Raw genomic sequence first — 13109 nt, 5'->3', positions numbered from 1 at the left:
CCTCAATATCGTTGCGGGCATCTGCCCTGTCTTAATCTGAATAGTCTGAACAGCACACGGAGACGCCACCGCAGCCAGGCTGCGGCGCGATCATCCAGCCTATGCGGCGACTTTTTCCTTTTTGGCTGCGGCTTGTTTGGCCGCATACATTTCACCCAGTGCGCGCTTGTATTCGGTAGGGAATACCTTGACGAACTTGGCACGGCTGCGCGCCCAGTCGTCCAGCAGGTTGCGGGAACGGGTGCTGCCTGTGTGTTTGAAATGACGCTCGATCAGATTACGCAAGATAGCTTCGTCCGTCTCTCTTTCACCGCCGCTGAGGCGGCTATGCCAGATCGATTTATCCAGCGTGGCCACCTGTACATCACCAGCCAGCACTGGCTCCAGTGTTACCATGGACATATTGCATTTGGCTTCGAACTCGCCTTCCGGGTCATACACGTAAGCGATACCGCCCGACATACCGGCAGCAAAGTTACGGCCGGTGTCACCCAGCACGATGACGGTACCGCCAGTCATGTATTCGCAACCATGGTCACCGGTTCCTTCAACCACTGCCAGCGCACCGGAATTACGTACCGCAAAACGTTCACCGGCAACGCCGTTGATGAAGGCTTCACCAGAAATCGCCCCGTACAGCACGGTATTGCCGCAGATGATGTTATCGACAGCCCAACCACGGAATTCAGTATTCGGGCGGATGATGATACGACCACCGGACAAACCTTTGCCGACGTAGTCATTGCCCTCACCCACCAGGTCAAGGGTCACGCCATGCGCCAGGAAGGCACCAGCAGACTGCCCCGCCGTACCCTGCAACTGGATATGGATGGTGTCATCCGGCAAACCGGCATGGCCATATTTTTTCGCCACTTCACCGGACAGCATGGTGCCGACAGTACGGTTAAGGTTCTTGATAGGTGAGATAAAGGACACTTTTTCACCGCTTTCCAGGGCAATTCTTGCCTGGGAAATCAACTTGTTATCCAGCGCTTTTTCCAGACCGTGATCCTGCACATCAATATGCCGTATTGCAGCCCCTTCCGCCACTTCTGGCTGATGGAAAATGCGGCTAAAGTCCAGTCCCTTTGCTTTCCAGTGACCGACAGCCTTGGATTTGTCGAGCAAATCAACACGGCCGATCAAATCGTCATACGTGCGGATACCCAGTTGCGCCATGATCTGACGCAGCTCTTCAGCAACGAAGAAGAAGTAATTCACGACATACTCAGGTTTGCCAGAAAACTTGGCGCGCAATACCGGGTCTTGTGTAGCGACACCGACCGGGCAAGTATTCAGATGGCATTTGCGCATCATGATGCAGCCTTCAACCACCAGCGGTGCAGTCGCAAAACCGATTTCGTCGGCACCCAGCATGGCGGCAATCGCGACGTCACGGCCGGTTTTCATCTGACCATCAGCCTGTACCCGGACACGGCCACGCAAGCCATTCAAGACCAGTGTTTGCTGGGTTTCAGACAAACCCAGTTCCCATGGTGTACCGGCATGCTTGATGGACGACAAAGGCGATGCACCTGTACCGCCGTCATGACCAGCGATCACCACATGATCAGCCTTGGCCTTGGAGACACCGGCAGCAATCGTGCCGACCCCCACTTCAGATACCAGCTTGACCGAAATCGACGCTTTAGGATTCACGTTTTTCAAATCATGAATCAGTTGCGCCAGATCTTCGATCGAATAAATATCATGGTGTGGCGGCGGCGAAATCAAGCCCACGCCAGGTACCGAGAAACGCAGTTTGGCAATGTACTCAGACACTTTGTGGCCTGGCAACTGACCGCCTTCGCCCGGCTTGGCACCTTGCGCCATCTTGATCTGTATCTGGTCGGCCGAACTCAGGTATTCTGCCGTCACACCAAAGCGGCCCGATGCTACCTGCTTGATTTTGGAACGCAGCGAATCACCGTCCAGCAAGGGAATATCGACTTCGATCTGGTCTTTGCCGACCACCGAAGCCAGGGTCTGGCCCTGCTTGATCGGGATGCCTTTCAGTTCTTGCTGATAACGCGCCGGGTCCTCACCACCTTCACCGGTATTTGATTTACCGCCTATGCGGTTCATCGCCACTGCCAGTGTGGCATGTGCTTCCGTACTGATGGAACCCAGGGACATAGCGCCAGTCGCAAAGCGTTTGACGATTTCCTTGGCTGGTTCTACCTGGTCCAGCGGGATGGCCTTGGCTGGATCGATCTTGAATTCAAACAGGCCACGCAAAGTCATGTGACGCTTGCTTTGATCATTGATGATCTGGGCGTATTCCTTGTACGAATTGTAGTTGTTGGAACGGGTGGAATGCTGGAGTTTGGCAATCGCATCCGGTGTCCACATATGGTCTTCACCACGCACGCGGTATGCATATTCGCCACCGGCGTCGAGTGCATTTTCCAATACCGGGTCGCTGCTGAAAGCCAGTTTGTGCAAACGCAGGGCTTCTTCTGCCACTTCGAACACGCCTATACCTTCAACATTCGAGGCAGTGCCCTTGAAGTATTTGTCCACCAGTGATTTGTTCAAACCGATGGCTTCAAAAATCTGCGCGCCACAGTAAGACATATAGGTGGAAATACCCATCTTGGACATGACTTTCATCAAGCCTTTGCCAATTGCCTTGGTGTAGTTGTAGATGGCTTTTTCTGCCGACAAATCGCCGGACAGGTCTTTCGCCATGTCTGCCAGTGTCTGCATCGCCAGGTAAGGATGAACTGCCTCTGCACCATACCCTGCCAGCAAGGCGAAGTGATGGGTTTCACGGGCAGAGCCGGTTTCCACTACCAGGCCAGTGGTGGTACGCAAGCCCTTGCTGACCAGGTGTTGATGCACGGTCGATGTTGCTAACAATGCTGGAATCGCCACATAGTTGGCATCCATCTTGCGATCAGTGATGATCATGATGTTATGGCCAGACTTGACCGCATCCACGACTTCAGCACAGATGGAAGCCAGACGCGCTTCAATGCCATCCTTGCCCCATGCCACCGGATAGCAGATGTCCAGTTCATACGACTGGAACTTGCCACCGGTATTCGCGCTGATGTTACGCAACTTGGCGATATCGGCAAAATCCAGGATAGGCTGCGACACTTCCAGGCGCATAGGTGGATTGATGTTATTGGTATCCAGCAGATTCGGCTTGGGGCCGATGAAGGATACCAGCGACATCACCATGGCTTCACGGATAGGATCGATAGGCGGGTTGGTCACCTGGGCAAACAATTGCTTGAAGTAGTTGTACAGGGGCTTCAGCTTGTTCGACATGACGGCCAGTGAAGAATCATTGCCCATGGAGCCGATTGCTTCCTCGCCGCCAATAGCCATCGGTGCCATCAGGAACTTCAGGTCTTCCTGGGTGTAGCCGAATGCCTGCTGGCGGTCCAGCAGGCTGGCGCTGTATTCAGCCTTGTCTGCTCCGGGTTTCAGGTCATTGAGCTTGATGCGTACCGATTGTATCCACTGCTTGTAAGGCTTGGCATTGGCATAGGTATCCTTGATTTCCTTGTCGTCGATGATGCGGCCTGCTTCCAGGTCGATCAGGAACATCTTGCCTGGTTGCAGGCGCCATTTCTTGATGATCTTGGATTCAGGAATTGGCAAGACACCGGATTCGGATGCCATGACTACCAAATCATCATCGGTGATGATGTAACGTGCCGGACGCAGGCCATTCCGATCCAGCGTGCCACCGATCTGGCGGCCATCGGTAAATGCCATCGCAGCCGGGCCATCCCATGGTTCCATCATGGCCGCATGGTATTCGTAGAAGGCGCGACGGTTTTCATCCATCATGGTGTGATTTTCCCAGGCTTCCGGGATCATCATCATCATTGCCTGGGCGATAGGGTAACCAGCCATCACCAGCAGTTCCAACGCATTGTCGAAACTGGCTGTGTCGGACTGGCCTTCAAAAATCAGCGGATACAGTTTTTGCAAATCATCACCGAGCACGGCGGATTTCATCACGCCTTCGCGGGCGCGCATCCAGTTGAAGTTGCCTTTTACTGTATTGATTTCACCATTATGCGCAATCATGCGGTAAGGATGCGCCAGCGGCCATTCAGGGAAAGTATTGGTAGAGAAACGTTGATGCACCAGCGCCAGCGCAGAAATACAGCGCTCATCCTGCAAGTCTTTATAGTAGACACCAACCTGATCCGCCAGCAGCAAGCCTTTGTACACTATGGTGCGGGCCGACATCGACGGAACAAAGTATTCTTTACCGTGGATCAGCTTCAGCGCTTCAATCGCATGTACCGCAGATTTGCGAATGATGTACAGCTTGCGTTCCAGCGCATCGGTCACCATGATGTCCGGGCCACGACCGATGAAAATCTGGCGTATGACGGGTTCTTTTTCGCGTACGGTCGGCGACATCGGCATGTCGCGGTCCACCGGCACATCACGCCAGCCCAGTACAACCTGACCTTCGGCGCGCACGGCGCGTTCGATTTCCTGCTCACAGGCCAGACGGGATGCATGCTCCTTAGGCAAGAAGATCATGCCAACGCCGTATTCACCTGGCGGCGGCAAGCTGATGCCCTGCTTGGCCATCTCTTCACGGTAATACTGGTCAGGAATCTGGATCAGGATACCGGCACCATCACCCATCAGGGCATCTGCACCTACGGCGCCCCTGTGGTCCAGGTTTTTCAATATCAGCAAACCCTGATCAACGATGGCATGGGTCTTTTTGCCTTTGATGTGGGCAACAAAACCGACGCCACAGGCATCGTGTTCATTGGATGGGTCGTATAAACCTTGAGCATGCATAGTGATCTCCGGAAAACAAATTTAAATTCAGCACTTACGCAAAACTGCTATCACCTGTTCAAACCCGGGACCGTGACAGCCAACCCAGGGGGTCGATCAAGCTCGGGTGTCTGTTGGAAATTCGCTGGCAAGCGACTTACAGGCATAAAGACAAGGTTCTTAAACAGTTTTGCGTAAATCCTGAAAAGGACTAAGGGAGAGAATACTGCGGTGCAAAAGATTATTCAACAAGTTTATTTAGGGTCAGTGTCAAATTTAATTAAGCAAATTCACAAATTTATTTAATTGGGGACATAGTAAACAAAGAGAAATTTACAAGCATTTCGATAATTTTTGGATTTCAAACTGGATGGCTTGAGTCTTGCTGGATGATGGCGTTCAGGAATTAACGGCAGCTTTGCGGGGGCGGCCACGCTTGATCGGCTCTACCCGTCTTTCAGTCAGTTTACTCATCTCTATCTTGAAACGGGATGAACCCAGCATCCAGGCTTTGGAAGTTGCCTGGGTAATTTCCATAATCTGCTGGCTGGACAAGCCCTGCTCCATCCCTTCGCGATACGCAGCTTCGCGTTGAAACGGCGTATTGCCTAAAGCCCAATAGGTGCTGTGATCTGTGATCAGCGGATCGATATGCAGACCTATGTGATGACGGTAACTGGACCAGGTGTAATCCAGCAAATCCGCCACCAGCCCAGCCCGCTGGGGGTTGCTTTCTATATAAATACTGCAGGGTATGAAGTAAGCGGCAGATTCGATCACCGTGGCCCGGTAACGCCCTTGCCACAAGGTGCCACTGCGCTGGTATTTGCGATTAAAATAGGGGACATAGTGCCGCCCCAGCCATTGCATCATCTTGCCCAGACCGGTTTCATCACCTGGCGTCAGCAGCAAATGCAGGTGATCGGGTAATAAGGCATAGGCGTGGATAGCGACATCAAACAGGCTAGCCGCCTGCTTCAGCCAATCGAGAAAGGCTGTGTAATCTTCCGCATCAATAAAAACCATGGCACCAGCGTTTCCACGCTGGATGACATGATGTTGCTGATGTGGGATAACAAGTCGGGCTAATCTGGCCATGGCAGGGCAAGCAAGGTGCAATCCGAAAAAGAGACTGGATTGTGCTTGCCCAAGGCGTGCTTGTCAAAATATATTGCCCTGACGCAGGATCAGGGCAATATATTTTGACAAGCACGCCAGACTTCAGCCGGCGATCTGACTGAGGTCAGACCGTACTAAAATCAGGCTGCGATCAACTGTGGCGTTGCTGGACTCTTCAGGCGGAACACTTTCAGTGCACGTTTCGCATCTGGTACGGCGACAACTTCCGGTACACCGGTCATCAATTCGGAAATACGGCTTTTCAGGGCCTTGGCTTGCGTAGCCAGTTTAAAATGCGCAGCACGCTGCGTCTGTACGATACTCCAGCGCGCTACAGGCGCATGGCCGCTACCGTCCAGCAAGGATCTTTCGCGCAGCCAGTTCTCGAAAGAACGGGTAGTCATGTCGCTTTCTATCCAGATCAAATGATCTGACGTCATCTTCTTGCTATTGTCCGAGGGGCGAACCAGTATTTCGTAAATCATTTTCTGACTCCTGTAAGTGAAACTTTGCTTAATGGAAGTAGTCAGCAAAGATTCTTTAGTCCAAAACGATTCGACTTGCAGTTCAGTTGACATGGAACGTTACATAAGACCAGATTTTTTTCATATTTTTTATAAAAAAACAATAAAAAAGCCTGTTTTTGCGTAAAAAACAGGCTTTTTGCCATTTTTCTTTAACAATCTGTAACAAATAGAAAGTCAACTAACAAGGCGTTTTTTCACTTCGGCTTATCAGGGCAGATGTCGAAAAAGCACGTCAACAGCTTCACATCCAGCTTACTTGTTCTGCTTGACCAGATTTACGTTGCCCACATCCTGCCGTCAATAACAGGGGACAGTATCGCTGCCTGTGCTTGCAAAGATTGTATTAATAAAACGTCATCTGGATGCTTGCGCCCAGCAGCCAGTTACGCCCCAGGGCTGCTTCGTAAAACCGCCGGTTTGTATCAGCGACGATCACCGAGCCGACATACGTCTTATCCGATAAATTATTCACACGCAAAAATTCCTTGAAGCGCCAGGCACCAGCATCTTGTCTGGCACCAATGCGGAAATTGGCAATGGCATAAGCCGGCGCAGCTGTCTCTTTATTGCTGTCTTCGACATATAACTTGCCGCTACCGAGCATTTCCAGTCCCACATTAAAACGCTCATCCTGGGCGTGCCATGCAAGTTCGCCATACCAGTTGGTATTTGGCACACCTGGCAAGCTGTTACCTGCCGCAATCGCTCCATAGGCTTGGTCATAGATTGCCCGTAAAGCCGTGCCGGAAAACCGCGCACTGACACCATTGCGCCAGGACCAGTCCAGCGCCACTTCCACCCCCTGGCGCAAAGTCCTGGCGGCATTCCGGTAACTGGTTCGCCCGCCGACGGCTGTGTCAACCACCAGTTCATCGGTGCTGCGCACCTGGAAAACGGCCGCGTTCAATCTTGCACCACCCGGCAAGATGGCTTTTGCTCCAGCTTCCATCTGGGTATTTTGTGCCGCCCGCAAATTAAAATTAAATCCACTACCACTGCCTGAATAAAATAACTCATTCAGCGTAGGGCTTTCCATGCCACGCGCCACACTGGCATACAGGTTCAGATTGGGGTTCCATTTATACAATAGCCCGGCAAATTGCGTGGTTTTCGCATAGCTCAGGCTACCGCTGTCATTGCCATTCGCCAGAAAATAATCATGTACCCGGATATCAAGCTGATTGCGTCGCAAGCCCGCACTGAATCGCCACGGTCCAGCCACCCATTCCGTTTGCAAATAGGGGTCAAGGCTGGTGACGATATCTTGTTCATCACGTCGCAAATTACCTTTCACGCCATACTGCGCAAGGATAAAATTTTCAAACCCCTGGCGTTTGTCGCTGGATCTTGCGTACTCCAATCCCAGTGTCGTGATCAACACGCCGCCAGCCAATTCAGTGGTAGTAAGCCAGTTAACTTCTGCGCCGTAAAAATGCCGGTCAAAATCAACCACGCCACCCGACTGGCTGGCAGTTGCCTGAAACGCCTTGGAAAACGCCTGGTACTGACTCACCTGACGGTCACCGTCATACAAGCTGAGCCGCAAGCGACCGCTATCCATCAGTTGTTCATAGGTCAGCCCGAATTGCACATGATTGATACTTTTGCGGGTGTTGTAACGTTCGGCAAATGAGCGCTTTGGATTTTGCGTGTCAGAACTGTCAATTTCCGCCTGGCGTGGATTATTCAGAAATGTCAGCCATTGCACGCCCAGCGGGTCCTGGGTATCCTCCTGGACCAGCCTGTTTGCCACCAGTGTCAGCTTGCTCTTCTCCCATGGGACCAGCGCTATCTTGGCGAAATTAGCCTCGCGTTTTGCGGCACTATGCTGTCGATATCCGCTAGTCTGAAAACGCGAGCTATCCACCACATAGGCAATGCCTGCACTTTCCCCCTGCGCGTTGACATCAATCTTGCCAACGCCATCACTGCCACTGAGCAGGTTAAGCTCAACCGAAGCCGGGCCTTTACCGGTTTTGGTCAGCAACTGCATCACACCACCAGAATGATTACCGTAGATGGCGGCAAGCGGGCCGCGCAAGACCTCGATGCGACTGGCGACATCAAGGTTAAACGTGGCCGCCTGCCCCTGACCGTCAGGCATGGTGGCTGGGATGCCGTCGCTGATCAAACGCATGCCACGAACGCCAAAGGCAGAGCGTGCACCAAAACCACGGGAAGATATTTGCAGATCTTGCGCATAATTCTGCCGGTTCGATACCACCAGGCCAGGCACCGATACCAGCGCCTCAGACAGATTGACACGCATCTGCGCCTCGCCCATGCGGATATCGTCAACGACATCAATCGCAGCCGCCAGATCAAAGCTGCTGCGTTCGACACGACTGCCACTGATGACTACGACATCACCCGGCGTCTCTGCATATGCCGGTACCAGGCTAATGAGGCTACATTGCGCAAGCAGGCTCAGCCCCAGAAAAACTCTTTTTTTATGCATATATCTTCTTTGCTTCAGGTATTCAGACCAAGCGGCATGCAAACAGTAGCATGGCCAGGTCAGGCCTCATCTGCAACGTCATCTGCAGCGTCACTAGCCTTGCGTTGCGCAAGATACTCGTACTTGCTGGGCAAGATATGGTCGACACAAAGTTGTGCCAGCGTCCAGTTGTCACGTCCCTTCAGCAGTTCTATCATCAATGCATGCTGGGCCACAGAAATCTGCAATTTGTCTGGCACAGCCAATGAGTTGGTGCGGATTGCATAACTCAAATTCATATAATCCTGAATCGAACGCTCCAGATAGCGATTGCCACAAAGAGAAAATATTTTCGAATGAAATTGGTCATTCAATTCATGCACACCACGCAGGTAAGCATTCTTCACATGCACTAAATACGTCTGATGAATCGCGTTCAATTCATCAATAAATTCCGGCGGTGCTGGCAGCTTGAACATCAGTACGGCCTGGCGCTGCAAAAACTCGCGTACCTCATAAATCTGACTCACCTCTTCTTGCGAAAACGAACGTACACGCACTCCTTTGTTGGGTTCACGCGTGACTATCCCGGTGCGCTCCAGCCGATTCAGCGCCTGACGCACGCAATGCCGTGTTGCCCCAAAGCGTTGCATCAAGAGATCTTCCACCAGCCGCTCGCCTGGTTTGACACGCAAAAAAAGTATGTCCTCCTCCAGTTGCATGACCAGCTCGGCTTCGCCGATGGCCTGCACGCTATCAAGGGATGGATCAATAGTGCGGCGTTGTGCTTGAGGCATGGGTAAAACTCGTCAGGATGGGAATAGGGTTCATGGTGATGGAAATCTGCCACCCATTTATTATCGATAATATTAACTAAGTAAAATAAATAGCAATCTATGGCATTTCTAAATTTTACCTTATAAAACAATCGATTAACTATCTAACATAGGATTCAATCAAAAACGTGAGAGCAATATTATTGACAATATTCCCTTCAACCACAATACTGCCCCAGGCAAACAAGGGTACTGATCCTTATAAAAATCCGTACTCAACACAGTAATCCCGGAGGCCTGGCAGTCACCTTCCGTTGCGCAACTGTATGTCATTGCGCGCCTAATCACCAATTCACCATCTTCACCATCTGAAAAACGACAAGATCATGAAAAGTATCATTCTTAGTTGCTGCCTTTTGGGTGCGTCTGTCACAGCGCACAGTCAAGCCCCTGCAGTGGCCCTGCAAGTCGACCTGGCCAGGGAAAAAGGTGATATGAAGCCGATATGGGCATGGTTTGGTTATGACGAACCCAATTACACGACAATGAAAGACGGCAAGAAATTACTCAGCGAGATCGCCGCGCTGAGCCCGGTCCCGGTGTATGTACGCGCTCACAATCTGATGACTTCCGGCGATGGCACAGCCGCGCTGAAATGGGGGTCGACCGATATGTACAAAGAAGACAAAGATGGCAAGCCCATCTATAACTGGACCATCATCGACAAGATTTTCGATACCTATGTCGAACGAAAAATGAAGCCTTTGGCGCAAATCGGCTTTATGCCGGAAGCGCTGTCCGTGGTACCGCAACCCTACCGCCACAATTGGGAGCCTGGTAAAAAATACAAAGACATCATGACAGGATGGGCCCACCCGCCCAAGGACTACGACAAATGGGCAGAACTGATTTATCAATGGGTGAAACACAGCGTGGATCGCTATGGTCAAGCCGAAGTCGAGAGCTGGTATTGGGAATTGTGGAATGAACCGGACGGTGCCTATTTAAAAGCCGCAGACACAGAACGCGAATATTTCAAGATGTACGATTATGCAGCCGATGCCGTCAAACGCGCCTTGCCAACCGCGCGTATGGGTGGCCCACACACTGCCAGCTTAGGCAAATTTTTTGACCATTTCCTGAAGCACGCACTGTACGAAACCAATATGGCGACAGGCAAGACCGGCGCGCCGCTTGATTTTGTCGCCTTTCATGCCAAGGGTTCACCCAGACTGGTCAATGGCGTGGTGCAAATGGGCATCATGGCGCATCTCAGCAAAATTGATCGCGGCTTTTCCATGATTGCTGCTTATCCCGAGTTGAAGAACATACCCATCATCATCGGTGAATCTGACCCCGAAGGCTGTGCTGCTTGCGGCATGCAGACCAATCCAGAAAATGCTTATCGCAATGGCACCTTGTATTCCAGCTACACTGCTGCATCCATTGCCCGTGAATACGAGATTGCCGATCAGCGTGGCGTCAATCTGCTGGGTGCCGTCAACTGGTCGTTTGAATTTGAAGACCAGCCATGGTTTGCCGGCTTTCGCGACCTGGCCACCAATGGCGTCGATAAGCCAGTACTCAATGTATTTCGCATGCTGGGCATGATGTCGGGTCAACGGGTTGAAGTCAGTGGCGATATTGCCTACGACACCGCAGCCGTCATCAAAACCGGCGTACGTGCAGAAAGAACCGACATCAATGCACTTGCCGCCAAAGATAAACAGGGGGTCAGCATTCTGGTGTGGAATTACCATGACACCGACATTATCGACGCTGGCTCGCCCGTAGCACTGACCATCAAGGGCATACCTGCAGACAAACTCACCATGCATCACTATCGCATTGATGAAACACACAGCAATTCCTATGCAGTCTGGAAAAAGATGGGCTCGCCACAAAACCCAAGCACTGCGCAGATTGCAGAACTGGAAACAGCTGGCCAACTGACTGAACTCGAAGCCCCCAAGTACTTGCAGGTACATGAGCAACAAGTGACCCTGCACATGCAGCTACCGCGCCAGGCTGTTTCCTTGGTAAGGTTAAGCTATTAGAACTCATTTCAGCCACTCCGACACTGACAGCGCCTTATGAAAATCATTACGCTATTCGCCACCCTGTTGCTACTGAACACTTCCTCTGTCCTTGCCGGGGAAGGTGGCGACCTGTATAAACAAAGTTGCGCCCAATGTCACGGTGCCCACCGTGAAGGAGGAGTAGGCCCCAGCCTGCTCAAGCGGCCATGGGTAAAGGTCAACGGAAAAAAAGATAGCCTGCAACGCTTCATCAGCGAAGGTTTGCCCAATACCGGCATGCCTGCGTGGAAGAATGTCTTGAACCCGAAGCAAATTGCTGCCATCGCTGAATATCTGTTGCAGCCTGAACCAGCGGCTCAGGCAGCAAGCACGAAGGAAGCACCAGCAGACACTTACCCCGAACTCAAAAAGTTCCGCCTGCCCGTCGGCTTTTCCATTTCCGTATACAGCGACCAGCTTGAAAACGCTCGTGGCATGGCAGTGACTGCATCCGGCATTGTCTTCGTCGGTTCACGTAAAGTCGGAAAAATTTATGCCGTCATCAATAGCGGCAAGGATTCTGTGCCCCCCAAAGTGGTCACCGTCGCCACAGGCCTGGATTCCCCTATCGGGCTGACCTTACTGAATGGTTCACTGTACGTAGCAGAAATGACGCGTGTCATTCGTTTTGACGACATTGAAAAGACGTATGAAAAATCGCCGCAACTGCATGTGGTCAAAGATGACTTTCCCAAAGACAAATGGCATGGTGAGAAAATAATCAAGGCAGGTCCGGATGGAAAACTGTATATACCGATAGGTGCACCGTGCAATGTCTGCGACAAGGAAGATGCCCCACATTCCAAGATTTATCGCATGAATCCCGATGGCTCAGGCTTTGAAATCTATGCACGCGGCATCAGAAATTCCGTCGGTTTTGCATGGCATCCGGTAACCAGGGAAATGTGGTTCACCGACAATGGCCGCGATGAAATGGGCGACAACATGCCTTCTGATAAATTGAACTACGCCCCCAAACCCGGCATGCACTTCGGTTTTCCTTATTGCGCCGGCGGTGTGGTGGAAGATCCGGAGTTCCACAAAAACAGGCGTTGTGAAGAATTTGCAGAGCCCGCAGCCAAACTGGGGCCACATGTTGCTTCACTCGGTCTGGCCTACAACGAAGGCACGCAGTTCCCTGCGCAATACAAGAATCAGCTATTTATCGCAGAACACGGTTCATGGAACCGCACGCAAAAAATCGGTTACCGCGTCGCCCTGATCACCTTGCATAACAACAAGGTGGTCAGTGACACCGTGTTCGTCGATGGTTTCTTGCAAGATGAAAAGGTGATTGGCCGCCCCGTCGATATCGCATTCCTGCCGGATGGGTCCATGCTCATCTCGGATGACTTTGGCGGACGCATTTATCGTGTCAGTTATAGCGAAAAAACCAAGCCATAAC

7 protein-coding genes are annotated in these 13109 nt (G+C 51.7%); 2 read left to right on the top strand and 5 right to left on the bottom strand.

Annotated features, from left to right (window positions below):
• Window positions 1–99: 99 nt before the first annotated feature.
• The 5 genes from ACO0LM_RS07475 to ACO0LM_RS07455 form a co-directional block, all read right to left on the bottom strand.
• On the bottom strand, window positions 100–4788 hold the full coding sequence (locus ACO0LM_RS07475) for a glutamate synthase-related protein (RefSeq protein WP_423035758.1): 4689 nt from the start codon (window positions 4786–4788) through the stop codon (window positions 100–102).
• Window positions 4789–5166: 378 nt separating this feature from the next.
• Window positions 5167–5865 (bottom strand): transposase, encoded by a 699-nt coding sequence (locus ACO0LM_RS07470; RefSeq protein ID WP_423035756.1) that lies wholly within the window; start codon window positions 5863–5865, stop codon window positions 5167–5169.
• 161 nt (window positions 5866–6026) lie between these two features.
• Window positions 6027–6371 (bottom strand): hypothetical protein, encoded by a 345-nt coding sequence (locus ACO0LM_RS07465; RefSeq protein WP_423035754.1) that lies wholly within the window; start codon window positions 6369–6371, stop codon window positions 6027–6029.
• 385 nt (window positions 6372–6756) lie between these two features.
• Window positions 6757–8871, bottom strand: coding sequence for a TonB-dependent receptor family protein (locus ACO0LM_RS07460; protein ID WP_423035752.1), 2115 nt, complete (start codon window positions 8869–8871; stop codon window positions 6757–6759).
• A 59-nt stretch (window positions 8872–8930) separates the two neighbouring features.
• Entirely contained in the window at window positions 8931–9647 is a 717-nt protein-coding gene (locus ACO0LM_RS07455; RefSeq protein ID WP_423035750.1) for a GntR family transcriptional regulator, read from the bottom strand.
• Window positions 9648–10012: 365 nt separating this feature from the next.
• Between ACO0LM_RS07455 and ACO0LM_RS07450 the strand changes: the two genes are divergently transcribed.
• Both ACO0LM_RS07450 and ACO0LM_RS07445 read left to right on the top strand, forming a co-directional pair.
• Window positions 10013–11683: a GH39 family glycosyl hydrolase gene (locus tag ACO0LM_RS07450; protein ID WP_423035748.1), complete on the top strand. Its 1671-nt coding sequence runs from the start codon at window positions 10013–10015 to the stop codon at window positions 11681–11683.
• 36 nt (window positions 11684–11719) lie between these two features.
• Entirely contained in the window at window positions 11720–13108 is a 1389-nt protein-coding gene (locus tag ACO0LM_RS07445) for a PQQ-dependent sugar dehydrogenase (protein WP_423035746.1), read from the top strand.
• The last annotated feature ends 1 nt before the right edge of the window (window position 13109 follow it).

This window comes from Undibacterium sp. Di26W, assembly GCF_049340265.1.
In the GTDB taxonomy this organism is placed as follows: Bacteria; Pseudomonadota; Gammaproteobacteria; order Burkholderiales; family Burkholderiaceae_D; genus Undibacterium.
This window is presented reverse-complemented; position numbering and strand designations above follow the sequence as displayed.